At 34.8% G+C, this 16,683-nt stretch carries 9 protein-coding genes; all 9 read left to right on the top strand.

What is annotated here, in order from left to right:
• Positions 1-2 precede the first annotated feature (2 nt).
• The 9 genes from DZ60_RS0107890 to DZ60_RS0107850 all read left to right on the top strand — a co-directional run bounded on the left by DZ60_RS0107890 (position 3) and on the right by DZ60_RS0107850 (position 16,593).
• Positions 3-872, top strand: a complete 870-nt coding sequence (locus tag DZ60_RS0107890; protein ID WP_025741549.1) for a DUF6734 family protein — start codon at positions 3-5, stop codon at positions 870-872.
• Positions 869-2,530 (top strand): DUF6734 family protein, encoded by a 1,662-nt coding sequence (locus DZ60_RS0107885; protein ID WP_025741548.1) that lies wholly within the window; start codon positions 869-871, stop codon positions 2,528-2,530. The genes DZ60_RS0107890 and DZ60_RS0107885 overlap by 4 nt, the downstream gene beginning before the upstream one ends.
• A complete protein-coding gene (locus DZ60_RS0107880) occupies positions 2,502-3,419 on the top strand; it encodes a DUF6734 family protein (RefSeq protein WP_025741547.1) in 918 nt (305 codons plus the stop codon). Before DZ60_RS0107885 ends, DZ60_RS0107880 begins: the two co-directional genes overlap by 29 nt.
• Positions 3,420-4,952, top strand: a complete 1,533-nt coding sequence (locus DZ60_RS24120) for a contractile injection system tape measure protein (RefSeq protein WP_025741546.1) — start codon at positions 3,420-3,422, stop codon at positions 4,950-4,952.
• Positions 4,953-4,998: 46 nt separating this feature from the next.
• Positions 4,999-9,042 (top strand): PKD domain-containing protein, encoded by a 4,044-nt coding sequence (locus tag DZ60_RS0107870; protein WP_025741545.1) that lies wholly within the window; start codon positions 4,999-5,001, stop codon positions 9,040-9,042.
• A gap of 51 nt (positions 9,043-9,093) precedes the next feature.
• The gene (locus DZ60_RS0107865; protein WP_025741544.1) at positions 9,094-9,936 is read left to right on the top strand and encodes an N-acetylmuramidase domain-containing protein; all 843 of its coding nucleotides are present in this window, start codon (positions 9,094-9,096) and stop codon (positions 9,934-9,936) included.
• A complete protein-coding gene (locus DZ60_RS0107860) occupies positions 9,914-11,263 on the top strand; it encodes an ATP-binding protein (protein ID WP_241448732.1) in 1,350 nt (449 codons plus the stop codon). The genes DZ60_RS0107865 and DZ60_RS0107860 overlap by 23 nt, the downstream gene beginning before the upstream one ends.
• A gap of 36 nt (positions 11,264-11,299) precedes the next feature.
• Positions 11,300-12,643 carry an alanine/glycine:cation symporter family protein gene (locus tag DZ60_RS0107855; protein ID WP_025741542.1) on the top strand — a complete coding sequence of 448 codons (1,344 nt, stop codon included), beginning with the start codon at positions 11,300-11,302 and terminating at the stop codon, positions 12,641-12,643.
• Between the two features lie 185 nt (positions 12,644-12,828).
• Positions 12,829-16,593, top strand: coding sequence for an amino acid adenylation domain-containing protein (locus DZ60_RS0107850; RefSeq protein WP_025741541.1), 3,765 nt, complete (start codon positions 12,829-12,831; stop codon positions 16,591-16,593).
• The last annotated feature ends 90 nt before the right edge of the window (positions 16,594-16,683 follow it).

Here is a 16,683-nt window from a genome sequence, read left to right as displayed (position 1 = left end):
GGATGCATACAGTAAAAGGTATATATAGTCTAAACACACATCCCATTAGTAACAATCGATGGAATATGGGTGATAAGTTCACAGAAACAATCTATATGACTGCCCTAAGCATTTTATATGGATGCCGTGTATTTGACCAGATTGAGTTTTACGTAGATGCCAGAGGCTATGAATACCTAAGTGAGTTACCTTGTAAAGTAACTCAAGTAAACTTTGATGAAGATCAAGAAATATGGATGAAATCAAAAATATATGCAATCAAGGATCAAACAGAACCATTTATTCATATAGATACAGATATTTTTCTAAGAAAACCAAACCAGTTTGAGTTTGATCAGGTTTTGGTAGAACGAAAAGATAATGGTTATCATAATTATAGAGATCTGATTTCTTTTTTTGATACGTATTGCCAAGGTTTCGAATTCTGGAACCCTACAATCAACTATGCGTGGAGTTGTGGAGTTTTGGGATTTACTGATTTACAATTGCGGGATGATTTTGTGACTGCATTTGAGGTTTTAGAAAATATTTTGATTACCAATCAAGATGCTTACCTAAAGTTTAAAAAAAACTGTCATAATGGGGGCGGTTATCTTGAACCAAGTTTGTTATTAGAACAGTATAATCTTACTAGCCTGTTAACAGAAAGGCATATTGAGCCAAGGGTAATCATTCAAGGAGAAAGTCATTATGAGCAATCAAAATATGCCAATGAAATTGGTTATGTACACCTTTTGGGAGCATCAAAGTATCATACTAAAAACGTAGATAAAATTAAGGAACTATTACAAAAAGAGTTCTATGATGAGTATACAAAAATTCAATACAAATTAGATGAAAGCCAACATAAACTGGTAAGATTAAAATTATGAATAAAATCGTTTATAGCTTTTGGAAAGCACCTCTTGCACATAGATGGGAAAAATATAGCAAAGGATTAGATTTAGAAGATGTGCTACAATCTTCGATCAATTGCTTGTATCTTTCTGTTTTGTATGCTAAAAAATTGGGTTTTGAAATAGAAATTGTTACCGATGTCGATAGCGAAAGTTATTTTAAGGACTTGCCAATCGATTCGATATCTACAGATCTAACTTTTCTAACATACAGTGGGTCTTGTTGGGTAGAGGGCAAGATGTGGGCAATATCTAAGCAAACCGAACCTTTTGTACATTTAGATTGGGATGTAATGCTAAGAAAAGAAGAGGTTGCTAACATTATTAAAAATTGCAAAGCAGATTTTATTGTTCAGAGTATAGACGATGTAATATCATCAGAATTTCCTATTTCTGGAGTTGGGGTTCATGAAGGACATTTAGAAAATTTTAAATGGGTAGTTGATAACAGTCCTTTTTATATAGAAGGACTTAGTCGATCACATAGAAGTGTTTATAATACCGCAATATTGGGGTTTAATAATCTTACACTAAGAGATGAGTATATTCAAAATTTCTTGATGTGCCTTAGAATTAATGGTGATGATTACATATACAAATCTTTTGATGATATCTCAAGGATGATTGATCAGTATCTCATGTACTGTTTAGCAGATTCAAAAAAAATAACTCCTCATGTATTATTTCCTAAAAAAGAAGACATACAATCAGAAGCAAAAAGAATTGGATATACACACCTTACTTTTTTGAATAAATATACCAAACCCGTACAAGAACAAATTGTTACCACCCTAAAAAAGGAGTTTCCTAAGTACAGCTTTTTGGTAGACTCAAAAGTATCAAAAGATAATAAGATTAAAATTAGCCTTTGTACCGTTGTGATGAACAGATTGGATCATTTGATCACAACCTTAAAACATAATCTTGAGATTGTCAAAACTTTTGATGGAGTAGTAGATATAAATATTATTGATTACAATTCTACAGACGGCTTAGAAGAATATCTGTTTGATCAAGATTGGTTTATTGAAGCTCTTGAGAAAGGGTGGATTATTTACTATAAAAACTATACAGCAGAATATTACCATCGTTCTCTACCCAAAAATGTAGTTCACCTTTTGGCTTTAGGAGAATATGTAATCAATATAGATGCAGATAATTTTATAAGCAATGCATACATTCACTACTGTTTACATGTTGCAAGATATAAAAAGAACTTTTTCTTGCGCCCTTCTATTTTATGCAACCGCGGGGCATATGGTCGAATTATGGTCAATCGCAATGATTTTAGAAAAATAGGAGGATACAATCTCAAAATCAGTAATTATGGTTATGAAGATACAGAGCTTTCATTGCGCTTACGTAAAATGGGAATTACTCAGCTTCAGGCACCAGCGCATTTATTTAGTGATGTTATTGAGCATGATGATGATCTAAGGATTGCCAATGAAAAAAGAAATACCGAGAACCCAAATGGGATTCACCCAATAGCCGAATCAGATTTTCAAAATAAAAGAATCAATTTTGAGCTCTACCCAAATAAGGATAAAACAATTAATCTGGAGCTTTTTAAACTAAATCATAATCAGAAGAAAATAAAAGTCTATGACGCCAGTACAATTACTTTGGACTAAACCATTTAATGAGAGTAATACCAAATTTGAGTCCTGTATATATATGTTTCTAAGTGCACAAATGACCAAAGATATATATGGAGAGGTTCATATTCTTACGGATTATTATGGGCATGATATTGTTAGGTCTCTAGAGCTTCCGTATGATAAGGTGTATACAACTGATGGGTATATGGAAGAAATGTCATCATTTGTTGATGCAAAGATATATGGGTATAAAACATTAGCAGATATATTACCTGGTTACTTATATCTCGATTATGATATTTTTATAACTAAGGAGATAGAAAAGAGAGATATTATGGTGCAATGCGATGAAGGAGAAAACTCTCACCCTTTTTGCTTACACAAATACTTTATTGACAAAGGAGTTAATTTTTGTTACGAATATGAGCAAGAGGATCTACGTTTTTTAAATATGGGACTTTTTAGATGTACTGATAAAAAAGTTATTTATGACTATTATGATAGTTACTTTACTACAATATATGAAAACAAACATATAGGTATGGACTCACATGATTTGGCTCAATATTCTATTTTTTTAGAACAAACCTATATCTATAAAACCCTTCAAAAACATAATAAGCTTGATCATGTTTATGAGCATTACCCTAGAGATAAGAAGGCCTATAATAATTACAAATTTTCGGCATATGACTACAAATTGGGTGAAATAATGGATACCTATTTAGGCTCAGAAAATTACCCTGATAGAAATTATTATATGTCTCCATCAGATATTAATAATATAGATAAAACAGGCTATACACATCTGATGCACTTTAAACAGATGAAAGAAGTCTCTACAGATGTAATCGAATTCGCTTTTACAAAGTATCCCAAAGAGTTTGCGAAATTAATGTCAAATATGAAATATATATACTAAATGGCGGGCTCTAAGAAACATATCATTAATAAAGTTTTTGTTGAGGTACAAACTACCTCAAAGTCTAAAGCTTTTGAAATCAAGGATCGATTAGATATGTTTTTGAAAGAACAAGTGTTTCCTGAACTAGAAAAGTATTTTGAAAACCTCGAAGAACTAGTAGAACACAATATTATAAGAATAGATAGATTAGAGTTGGATATGAATGTTCGCCCTGATTTTTCATACGAAGATGTGCAAAATGCCATTGTAAAAAGTGTAGGTACTCAAATAAACGAACAGGTACAATCAAAAAGTAAAAATATGTCCTTGGATCATGAGGATTCTAAAGTTTTTTTGAGTGAACGACAAAGTGATGTAGCTACTTTTTTTTATTTTCTAGAACAGGGAGTTTTACCCTGGTGGGGTGATAAAAAAGCACTTCATTTCTTAGAGCAAAGAGAAAGATTTCTTGAAGTAATCCGTTCGAATGTATTTAAAAATAAATTAATAGAAAGTTTAAAAAGACCGATTATAAGGCAACGTTTGGTGAAGCAACTTGCGGATGAATTGATTCTACAAATAGTAATAAACTTATATGAGAATATTGAAGGTGTTTCAGGGATCCTTACTGAAAAAATTCTGACTCATGAGTTCAATGATTTTTTAAGCCAAGTATCCTCAAAAAATAGAGAACTACTTTGGGAGGAATTGTTTTTATTTTTTCAAACCAAAAATGTCTTGAGACTTTACCATGTGCTAAAGAAAGTACAGGAGATTCCTCAAATCAAGATGTCTAAAGAACAACAATGGTTAAATGCTATTCTTGAATTCTTAAAATCAGAAAAAAGTAAAGGAGGCATGATACATAAGAAATTATCAGAGGTCAAACCTATTAACAAAAAATTAGAAAATGATATTCTTTTAGAAAATCTATCAGAAGATCTAGATGCATTGCAAAGTGAAGAAAAAGATGCAGAAGTTAAAAAATCAGAAGAAGTACAAAACGGTTTGATATTGCAGGATGAAGAAATTCAAAAAGAAATAAGCTATGAACAACAAAGTGAGTATTACATAGAAAATGCGGGTTTATTATTATTGCATCCGTTTTTAAAACATTTTTTTGAACATTGTGATTTACTTGATGAAAATAAAAATTTCAAAAACCCTGCTTTGGCGGTCCATGCCTTACACTACATAGCCACAAAAAAAGAGAAACAATTAGAGTGTGCTATGGTTTTTGAAAAATTTATATGCAACATCCCGATTCAAGAACCCATAGACAGAAATATCAAACTTTCTGAAACCATAAAGGACGAAGCCGACGAATTACTAAAAGCAGCTTTAGAAAATTGGGAGGGGCTAAAAACATCTTCTATTGATCTATTGCGAAATGAATTTGTACAACGTCCAGGGAAATTAATACTCACAGAAGAGCATCCCAAAATTACTATGGAAAGAAAGACACAGGACATTTTACTGGATAGAGTTCCATGGAATATTAGTATCATAAAACTTCCGTGGAAACCAAAATTAATTTTCGTGAATTGGTAATGGGAAAACAAAATATATTATAAAGAATAATTAAAAGAATATAATCATGATCACCAAACTAGCAAAAGTAACGCAAGGTTTTAGAAGGTTTTCAAAGAGTCAGTATCTCGAAGAAAGCCATCTTAATCAAATTGTTGATCATTTTGATGATCAAATTCGTTTGTCCAGAATAGGCCTAAGTGGCGTAGGCATTGTTTGTGGTTTTGAGGTAAGTAGAACTGCCAATGAAGTGATTGTTAATCAGGGTTTAGGAATAACTACAGATGGAGACTTACTTCATTTGTATGAAGATTTTGGGGATCAAAAGACGCTTAATATTTCGCAAATCACCTATAATTATTATCGAGAATATGATAACAGCAAAGCTGATTATTCACCTTTCTTTTATCAAGGAGAAGAACAAATCATCTTATTTGAGTTACTTTCAGACAAAGAAGATAGCGAAACCTTTGCCATAAATGAATTTGAGGATAATCAAGGCACTGCTATAGAAGACATGGTCGTCCTGATTTATCTCGAACACTATGAGCGCAATACCAATCAATGCAGTAGCTTAAGTTGTGATGGGGAGGGAGTCGATGTAGTGGCGAATTATAGAATGCTCATGACGACAAAAGCAAATGCAGCATATATTAATAGTCATGACACCACTATACGCAGAACAAATTATAAAGCGCTGTACTATGATCTCCCCGAAATTTTTATACCCAAGGTAATCCCAATTATCGAAAATTTTGAGTCCTATGAGGATTTAATGGCATCTTTAGCAGCACCATTTAAACAAGATCAATTAATACCTAAACTTAAGGAAGGGTTTGTGCAACTTCTTGAAGCAATAGAAGCTCCTGCTTATTCTATAATAATAGAAACCAAAATTGATGAAATTTTTGATTTTCCTGAAGATGTTATTCCTCAGGATATTCAATATCGGTATGATGTGCTCAAAGATATTGTAGATACATATACAGAAATTAAACAGTGGTTACTTAAGTTATCAGGCACGGTATGTAATCCAAATGTTCTAGATTTTCCGAAACATTTAATGCTCGGTGAATTACTAAAAGAAGGGCCTTGTTTTGCTTATAAACATAGTTTTTATGCCTCTGCAGTGAATACGTACAAAAGTGCAACTTTGTGTCATAATTGTAATGATGAAGGATTCGAAGATATACCTATATGCTTTGATATTCATCAACCCGAACAACGACTAAAAAGTTTACTTTTTAGAGCAGTTAAACAATTAGAAAATTATCATCCCAATTACGATATAATTAAAATCACACCTTCGTTGGATCTTGCTAGATTAGGAGAAAAAGCGATTCCATTTTATAGTCAGGTAGACACACATTTATTAAAGGTTTGGGATTTTGATAAAACATCAAAAAATAGAGAGGCATTTAATATCGGATATCATGATACTTTATTAGCCTATAAGAACCCTCTAAATCTATCAATCGACACCAATTTTTATAGAATAGAAGGACATCAAGGTAGGAATTATAAAAATGTGATTAGTGAACTAAAAACTATTAAAAGTAAAAAAGGAATATCGTTTAATATTGTTGCCTTAGGCGTTTCTGAGAATATTATCGAACAAGAGGACTATACACAATACTATCTTAATAAGCGTTCAGGATTAGAACATAAAGCCGGAGTGTCTCCTCGCGGAACTTTTGTTGTGGTATTTTTAGAAAATTATATTGGATTCGAGGGAGAAGGAGAAACAATTTTAGAAGAACCGGTTATAGCAGATTTTATGGTTCCTTATTTATGTTGTGATGAAAGTGTATTAGCATTAGAGTTGCCTGTAAATACACTGTGTTTTGGTCATGATACAGAGCCAATTCCTTTTAATGTTACTCCACCAGATGGTTTTGTGACGGCTATAATCCCTGTAGGTTTAAGTGCAGGAATTATAAGAGATGAAAATGGGCAATCGTTTTTTGATCCCAATCAGGTCAGTCCAGAATTAATAGGGACCTTAATAAAATTTGAAGTAAATAATCAGGATACCGAAGCAGAAATTACAATTCATCGCAAACCTGAACCAATAATAACAACGAATGTTAACTATGATAATCCTTATAAAACAGTTGCCACAGTGACTTATACTGTTTCGGGCTCTCATATCGATGAAATAGAAACATACGAATGGGATTTTGGCGATGGTACTGTAGGGAACGATATTCCCAACGGGATGAGCCAGGTGCTTAGAACATATGATAATCCTCCAGAAACAGCCCCAAAAACAATTACTCCATCCCTTAGAGTAACCACAGCATTCTGTGAGAATACGATACTCTTGGATCCGATTACTCTAGATGATCCAATAGTAATAGAACTAGAACTGGATAGAAATGAGATATGTGTTACACCATCTGATTGTGATCTTCCTATTCATATTGCAGTTATTGTTGATGAATCAGGTTCTATTAGAAACGAAGAGATCACCCAAATCCAGGATGGATTAACATTGTTTATAGATGATCAGGAAGGAACCAATAACCTGATCACATTATTAAATATGAGCAATAATGATGATGAAGCACCGTTGCGAATAATTGAAGAAACTCAAGTAACTACGAGCACCAAGAGTTTGTTTACAAATTGGATCGAAAATTATAGAAACGGACAAATTTCTTCGGGTGCTGATTATTGGTCGAGTAGTATTGGGTATTTGGTAAATGATCTTCCGGGGATAACAAATGGGTTACAAACGAATCCCGATATTGTGATCCTTATTACAGATGGGATTCAGTTAATTGATCCAGAACGCATTAAGGAACGAGTGGCTAGTCTTAATGAACGCTCTCATATCTTTTTCTATGCACTAACCGATCCCGATGTAGCAGCCGGAGGCTATGGAAATGATTTGCCCGGATACCTTAGAGACACTATTCTTGATAGAGTTCCTATTGAAATAGATGACAGTTTCAGCACCATTGAAACAGCTGATTATGGCACATTTAATAGTTTTGAGCAATTAGGAGAGTTTTTGAGAAATCTCAAACAGATTTTAGATAATTCTGTAGGTTGTATAGAAGTAGTGAATGCCATTGTACTAGAACCTGAAGATGGTAGTATTGATACTGCAGGGATGCAAGTATATGCAGGGTTAACTATTGATGAACGAAGTATTTTTATCAACCCAAAAGAATTCGAAGCTTTTGGAGAGGTGATAGAATTTACTGTTGATGGTTTCGCAACAGAAGCAACCTTAATTGTTGGCAGAACAATAGAAAATGTAAGATTAGTTGTAGAAAATATTACTTATAACGCCGAATATACAGAGGCTAATGTACAGTTTAAGTTGAGCGGTGATTATCTAGAAGAACCTGTAGCGTTATTATGGAATTTTGGAGACGAAGAACCTGTGTTTAGAGGAGATACACTCGTACAGGAATATCTATATACAGACCTCGAAAGCTTTACAAATAGAACTGTAAATGTTGCAGTAATATCAGAAAAATTGATTTGTGGTTCAATAAAAGAAGCAATAAATATTGTTTTTGATGAACCTGCCGAAGAAGTATCCTTAAAAATACCAGAAACACTCTGTTTAGATACATATAACGAGGCAATACTACCAGAAAGTGTACCATTCGAAACAACACCAGACAAGGCAGAAGTAAAACCAGTTACCGAGGTAAAAGGAATGACAGTAGGTATTAATGAACTATTATTTACAGCAGGAACATTTACTACATTTAATATACCTATAGAATTTACGGTAGATGGTCAAGTTGTTACAAATACTATAACCGTATATGAAAAACCCCGAGCCGTAATACGCTCTGACAGCTTTATTGAAGAAGGGGTGCTTGTTACAGAAGGGCCAGTAATAGGAAGTGGACCAAATAGTTTATGGAAAATTCGTTTTACCTTCTATTCAAGTGAAGAAGACGATAATGAATATACCTACAGGTGGGATTTTGGAGATGGAAGCACTCATGAAGGCAATGAAAGTCAAATAGGACACATATATAGTACTACAGATTTTGATTTTAATGTAACCGTGAAATTAGTAATTATAGATAAGTTTTGTGAGTCTTATGAAGCATCTTTAAACATAAGACGATCCATTGAGTAGTGGAGTGGATGATAATTAATTTTTGAATACTATAGAATAACAAATAAAACTATGAAAACAATACGCTATCGTTCACGAGGAGAAGACGTTCATTATTTAGAAGAAATTCTTACACAGTTGGGATATACAGTGTATGTGTCTAATTATTTTGGAAGAGATACAGATGCTGCTGTAAAAGACTTTCAAAAGAAACATAATTTGGTGATTGATGGTATTGTGGGAATAAAAACTTGGTTAAAACTTATAGAAGTTCAGGATAATGCTATTGCCTTTAACACAAAACTATTGTCAGAACAAGATGTTAAGGATTTTGCAAATCAATTTGGTCTTGAGCTGGCTATGGTAAAGGCAGTCAATGAGATAGAAAGTAGTGGTAAGGGTTTTTTGGTAGACGGAAGACCAAGAATTTTGTTTGAAGGCCATATTTTTTGGAGAGAATTGGATAAGAGAGGTGTAAATCCCGCTCAGTTTGTTTCTAGTGCTACCAAAGATGTACTCTACAAAAAATGGACAAAGATTCACTATAAAGGAGGAGCAGGAGAACATGACCGCCTTAAAAAAGCAGCAGAGATATCCACTCAGAAAGAATTTCACGAAGCTGCATATTCTTCTGCTTCCTGGGGATCTTTTCAGATTATGGGATTTCATTATAAGAACCTTGGATATGCCTCTATAGATGAATTTGTTTCAAAAATGCATAAAAATGAACACGAACATCTCAAAGCTTTTGGTAAATTTATAGAGACTACCAGTTTTAAGGGAAAAAAATTATTAGACTGGATCAAAGAAAAAAATTGGGCTCGATTTGCACATGGATACAATGGCCCCGGGTATAAAAAGAATAAATATGATACCAAATTAAAAAATGCTTATGTCAAATACAGCAACAGCTAATACCATTCATTCAACCGAAATCCAGATGCTGTTTCAGTATTTAGAAGATTATATTACTTATAGACTCAATAGTGAGTTCAAAATTAAAACAACTAAGCTTCCTGAATTACATTTGGATGCTGCCACATCACCCATTGCTCAATTTATTGTTTCTACCAAGTTATCAGAAGCAGAAGTAATCATATTGCTTTTGGCATTAGTTCCTCATATAAATCCATCTTTGTTACAACAAATAATTACTGTTTTTTTTCCAGATGGAGGACAATTTATTGCCTTTGGGGGGGCGACGGGTAAATATCACAGAGGTATAATTCCTACAGGAGAAACAATTTTGTATGTTTTGGCGGGAAATCATTTAGATGATCGCATGACATTATTAGATTATATTGAGTCCGGTTCTATACTCTTTAAGGAACAAATAGTGTATTTAGAACAGGTACCCATAGGAGAACCTAAAATGAGTGGGAGACTATTTGTTGATGATGAATACCTATCTCTTTTGACTACAGGAAAAGTTTCGAAACCTAAATTAAGTCAAAGTTTCCCCGCCAGTCTGATTACAACAGCATTAAAATGGGAAGATCTTGTGCTTCAAGAAAAAACATTGGATCAAATACAGGAAATAGAAACTTGGTTGAGCCATAATGAAGTACTCATGAATGACTGGAATATGAAAAATAATATAAAACCAGGATATAGAGTCATGTTTTATGGACCTCCTGGCACCGGAAAAACTTTAACAGCAGGTTTATTGGGTAAATACACAGGCAGAGATGTGTATCGAATAGATTTGTCGATGGTGGTTTCTAAATATATAGGTGAAACCGAAAAAAACCTATCTTCCCTATTTGACAAAGCTATAAATAAAGACTGGATCCTGTTTTTTGATGAAGCAGACGCAATATTTGGTAAACGTACAAATGTAAGAGATGCACATGATAAATATGCGAATCAAGAAGTATCGTATCTTTTACAACGAATAGAAGCCCATCCGGGATTAGTGATTTTGGCATCTAATTTTAAAACAAATATTGATGCTGCTTTTACGAGAAGGTTTCAGTCTATAATTGAGTTTAAACCTCCGGGGGTGCAAGAACGATTACAATTATGGCAGAAAATATTGCCCCAGAATATAGCCGTTGATAACGATGTTTCTCTCGAAGATTTGGCTCGAAAATATGCAATCACAGGAGCTAATATTGTAAATATAGCACAGTATGCCTGTTTAAAAACGATTGCCAAAAAACAGGATAAAATTCAGCGAAATTATATTCTTGAAGGGCTCAAGAAAGAATATACTAAAGAAGGAAAGACAATTACTATTTGATTTTTAATATTTAGTGAATAAAGACAGGAATTATTTATGTTCAAGACAATAGAAGAGAGTATTGCTTATTTTAGTTCTTGGGTGTGGGATTGGCCTTTATTGGTCCTTTTAATAGGAGGCGGTTTGTTTTTACTTCTATATTCGAAATGTGTACCTTTCTTTTATTTCAAACATGCCATTCAAATACTTATAGGAAAATATGATGACCCAAAAAATCCAGGTCAACTAAGCCATTTTCAGGCTTTGTCATCTGCATTAGCAGCTACTGTAGGTATGGGTAATATAAGTGGTGTAGCTGTAGCAATTATTTCTGGTGGACCAGGAGCCATTTTTTGGATGTGGATTAGTGCTTTTATAGGGATGGCAACGAAGTTTTATACCTGTTCTTTGGCAGTGATGTATAGATCAGAGGATGATAAGGGAAGTGTACTGGGTGGTCCTATGTATGTTATTATGAATGGCCTGGGAACCACATGGAAACCCTTGGCCGTTCTTTTTGCATTGGCGGGGTTAGTAGGAACAATCCCTGCATTTACTGCGAATCAACTTACCCAAACATTGATAGATGTATTAGCGTGGGATGATAGTGATCGTTTGTATATAGGCCTTTTCTTGGCAGGCATAGCTTCATTAGTAATTTTTGGAGGCATCAAAAGAATTGGGAATGTGGCGGGTAAATTAGTGCCTGCAATGGTCATGCTATATTTTGTGACTGTGATTGTTGTTTTACTACTACAATTAGAAAAAATCCCAGATATGTTTATGTTGATTTTCTCTGATGCATTTTCAGGAAAAGCAGTTGCAGGAGGTGCTTTGGGATATTTGATAAAAACCGGAGTAAAAAGAGCAGCGTTTTCTAACGAAGCAGGTATTGGTACAGCACCCATGATGCATGGTATCGCAAAAACAAATGAACCTATTAGAGAAGGATTGGTCGCCATGATTGGTCCAGCAATTGATACACTGCTAGTTTGTACATTAACCGCTCTGGCGATTCTATCAACGGGAGTATGGCAGCATACCGATAGTAATGGGATTACCTTAACATTAGATGCATTTAACTCTGTTTTGCCTTATGGATTAGGAGATATTCTGGTTATGATAATGGTACTGGTTTTTGCATTTTCTACGTTGTTTTCATATTCTTATTATGGTATTGTATGTTTAGGGTTTTTGACAAAACCAAAATTTGGAAACTATTACAATGTCGTCTATATAGCCTCAATTGTTGTTTCTGCAGTGGTCAAAATAGAGTTTGCAATAAATCTTATAGACAGTGCTTTCGCTCTGATGGCAATTCCAACCGTAATTTCTACCTTGATTCTTGCTCCAAAAGTAAATAAGAGAGCAAAAGAATACTTTACTAGTCTAAAAGTGTAGTGCTTATAAAAATCATAAAAAACAATAAAATTTAAATATCTCACCATTAGATTTTTAATAGTTTCTTGTCTACTACTTGTCTACTTTTTTTTAACAATTGGTTTCAGTGAGTGCACTTATTGTACACTTCATTTTTATGATCCATGTTTATGCTCTTTTTTACATTAGCAAAAACAAGAAATAACATGGATAAACTAACTCAATTTTTCAGTAAAACATTAACCAATAAGGATAGATTATACAACTCGAATATAGATTTGAGGAATGTTGAAGCTACTAGTAGTAATAGACAAAAGAAGGTAAACTCTTCAGGAGTTAAATATGCAAAGGATACGAATGAGGTATTGATTCAGGAATTACCAAAATTAATAGAGCAAGAATTGACTCAGAAAAACAGTATTGATGTAGAAATAACGATTTGTGACTTGATTGTACAGCAAATGTTAGGATCTCCAGAACGTACGGCTATTATTGATGGTAATACAAAAATAGATTATAGGAGTCTGATAAAACGTGCAGAAGAGGTTGCCGTAGCACTTGAATCCCGTGGTGTAAAACCCGGCTCATTGGTAGGGGTATGCATGAATCGTTCTTGGGAACTAGTCGCAGTTTTAATAGGTGTGATGCAGGCAGGGTGCGCATATGTACCGCTTGACCCTGAATATCCGAAAGATAGGATACATTATATGTTAGAGCATTCTTGTGCTGCGGCAGCTATTGTAGATAGTGATAAGGCTGCAAGCCTATGCAGTCGAGTTAAAGAACTAGTTTGGATCAACACAATAGGTAATCAGTCAGGTAATTTGGGACGAGTATCGATCACTGATTTAGCATATGTTATCTATACTTCGGGATCGACAGGGAGACCAAAAGGGGTGGCCGTTGAGCATAAGAGCATAGTACATATGAGTGAATCAATGGGTCAGCTATTTAGTGAAGAAGAGTTGAAGGGAATGTTTGCGGGTGCCTCAGTATGTTTTGATACCTCTGTCATGGAAATTATGGGGACTTTATCACTAGGAGGTACTATAATACTAGCAAAAAATGCGCTTGAACTAACCAAACTTCCTGCTTTGGATCAGGTTAGAACATGTGTAATGGTTGCATCCTCAATGCAAGCATTACTTACTACCGAAAAATTGCCAACTGGAATACAATGTCTCGTTTTTGGAGGTGAAGCACTCAAACGTTCATTAGTTGAACAGATCCATGCACAAAATCCAGATCTAAGGATATTAAATGCCTACGGTCCAACTGAAGATACTGTTTATTCAACCATTGCCGAAATTCCTTTTGGTACCAAGATGGTAACGATTGGTAGATCTGTTCCGAACTCACGTGCATATATTTTAGATGATACGCTAAAGCCCGTTTCTATGGGTGTTTCTGGAGAATTATATCTTGCAGGGAGCAAACTAGCTCGTGGTTATTTGTTTGATGAAAAGCTTACAAAAGAGCGTTTTATAGATGTCAAACCTACCGATCTGATTCCTGATAATCGATTGTACAAAACAGGTGATTTATGTTGCTGGACAGGTAATGGAGAGATCGAATTTCTTGGTCGAGTTGACCAACAAGTAAAGATAAGAGGTTTTCGGATTGAACTTGAGGAGATTGAGTCAATACTTGAATTGATGGATGGTATTGATGCTGCCGCTGCTGCCGCTGTAGAAGGTGGTGTTGGTCAGAAAATATTAGTGGTTTATATAGTCAGTAAGAATAAAGCAGTAACAGAAGAAAAAGTAAAAGCTTATTTATCACAACGATTACCTAAGTATATGGTTCCACAGGTCGTAAAATATCTAAAAGAGTTCCCCCTTTTACCTAATGACAAAATTGACCGTAAGAAACTTGCAAACCCAGAAGCTATAAGCTGTAAACAAAATGAAGCAATAGAAAGCCCAAGTTTTGATACCGTTAATGACCGCAGCAATAGTGTTCTCATAAAGAATTTTAAAGGATCCGACAATGAAAAACAAGCAGTAATACTATCTATTATTCAGAAGGAAGTGGCCTATCTGCTTAATTTAGACAACCCCAAACAGGTAGTGCCAGATTACTCATTTAATGACCTTGGCCTAGACTCATTAACTACATTAGAGTTTAGTAGTAGGCTCACAAAAGTGTTGGGTCAAGAATTGCCAGCTCAGGCGATTTTTGAATATTCTAGCCCCAATACATTAACAAATTATATAATCAATAAGCTAGAGAATGGTTTTGATCATCACTCCATGAATACACCTTATAGTTTGGATAAGGATTCACTAGGTAGTTTTCAGACACATATTCAGTCTAGTCATCCGACATTTCAGGCTGCGAAAGCCTCTGCGTGGAGTGCTACTGATAAGGGTAAACTTGTTCAAGAAGTCTTGCGCATGGTGAATGATGATCGCAGAAACCCTTACAGTAAGGTACTTCGAACAGGAAGTGCAACCCGAGGTATTGTTGGGGATGCCTATAATGATGAAGAGAAAGAGGCAATTATATGGACAACTAATCTTTATCTTGGTTTGAACCGAGATAAGGAAGTCATGAAGGAAGCCTCAATTGCTTTGGAACGTTTTGGAACAGGAATGGGAACCTCTGCTGCCGCATCAGGAATGACTAATCAACATCTAGAGTTCGAAAAAGAATTTGCCAATTTAGTAGGAAAACCGAGTGCTTGTCTTTTTCCTACGGGATATACGGCCAATGTTGGAGCCATTGCAGGGCTTCTAGGGAATAATGATATTGTTGTTATTGATCAATTATGTCATGCATCTATTGTGGATGGTGCTCGTTTGTCTGGAGCTACTCTTCGAACATTCAAACACAACAACGTAGCTGATCTAAAAGCTGTCCTTGAATCAGAAATGTCACCCTATCGTACTATTCTAGTGGTATTAGAAGGTGTGTATAGCATGGGAGAAGGTGCTGCGCCAGTCGCAGAAATTGTGCGTACAGCAAAAAAATATAATGCACTCGTTCTCGTCGATGAAGCACATTCTTTTGGTTTCTATGGCAAAGGAGGAGCCGGCATTTGTGCTGCTCAAGGTGTTACCAAAGAGGTAGATTTTATTATGACAACACTCAGTAAAGCCTTAGGTAGTCTTGGTGGAGTGGTTGCTGCTAGTCAAGAACATATTGACCTTTTGAAATCATCATCAAGGGCCTATATCTTTCAGGCCTCTGTTAGTCCAGCCGATATGGCTGCAGCACTCACAGCATTACGACGACTCCGTTTTGATGATCGGTTGCGTGATCGGTTGTGGGATACAACTCGGTATATGCGCAAAAGATTCGAGGATGCAGGGTATGATTTAGGAACAGGAGATGGCCCTATTGTAACACCACATTTTAGTAATAAAGATAAGCTTTATGCAATAGTGCAAAGGTTGTATAAATTAGGCATTCAGACATCAGCGGTGACTTATCCGATAGTAGAAAGTGGACAAGGTCGCTTGAGATTTATTTGTTCTGCTTCTCATACTATTGAAGATGTAGACAAAACTATAGAAGCGCTTATCGTAGCAGAACGAGAGGTAGATGAGCAGTTCGCTGTAATCGCGAGTAAAACAAGTAAATTAAATATAACAAAATCTGATCTTGAAATTTGGGCCAGTACATTCTCTTTGTACCTAAAAAAATGGATGGGCAAATTTGCTGCTCCGACTCCAAACCTTTCTATATCAGTTAGTATTCCCGAACCATCAGAACCAATTACAATAGTTTGCAAAGATGGAGATGTGACATGGGGTCCTCATAAGGATTCTAATTTGCCTTTTTGTTCATTACGTTTTACTAATAATGATGCTTTTTTGGCATTGAAGTTATCTGATATAAAAGAATTGCTATATGGTATTTGTAACGGTACCTGTGTGCTAAAAGGACAAGTGGAGCCTTTTATATGGCTTATTGGACGCATTGTAGATCAGCAACAGCAACAGCGTGAAGTTCTAAATGTTTCATAAGTGATATTCTACATTCATCCATTAGTATTGAAGATTGGTATTATTTTAATGGTAATCCTCAATACTAATTCTTGTAATAATACATTCATT

The sequence above is a fragment of the Aquimarina pacifica genome, assembly GCF_000520955.1.
Classification (GTDB): domain Bacteria; phylum Bacteroidota; class Bacteroidia; order Flavobacteriales; family Flavobacteriaceae; genus Aquimarina; species Aquimarina pacifica.
The sequence above is the reverse complement of the archived record's forward strand: the minus strand, read 5'-3'. Positions and strand labels throughout refer to the sequence as shown.